Here is a 406-nt window from a genome sequence, read left to right as displayed (position 1 = left end):
CAGCTCGGGGACCTTCGTGGCCGCCGTCGCGGCACACTTCCCCCGGGTCACCCCCGGCCCCATGGACCCCTCGGTGGACCGCACCCCCACCATGGCCGGCCGGCGGGCGGTGGAACGGATCGGCGAGGAGTACGGCATCGCCGACGTCAACCTGATCAAACCGGGCGTGGGGGAGACCACCCGGGTCCTGTTGCGGCGGGTGCCGTGGAGGATCGTGGCCCGCCGGGACGCCGGTCCCGACCTGGACCACATCCGGTTGCTGGCCGAACAGCGCGGGGTGCCGATCGAGGAGGTCGACGACCTCCCGTACCGTTGCCTCGGACTCATCCACCCGCAGTACACCAGGGGCGCCACCGGCGCCGACGGAAAGGCCGCCAGGTGACCGCCACCCCGACCGCCGCATCCC

The 406-nt window shown here is 73.4% G+C and carries 1 protein-coding gene; it reads left to right on the top strand.

Annotation, left to right across the window (positions count from 1 at the left end):
- On the top strand, positions 1-382 hold a 382-nt coding region (locus tag FOE67_RS28455; RefSeq protein WP_323385672.1), incomplete at its 5' end, for an RNA-binding protein.
- Positions 383-406 lie beyond the last annotated feature (24 nt).

It is taken from the genome of Streptomyces calidiresistens (assembly GCF_014141525.1).
Lineage (GTDB): Bacteria > Actinomycetota > Actinomycetes > Streptomycetales > Streptomycetaceae > Streptomyces > Streptomyces calidiresistens.
Note: the sequence above shows the minus strand (reverse complement) of the source record. Positions and strands in the feature narration are given on the sequence as shown.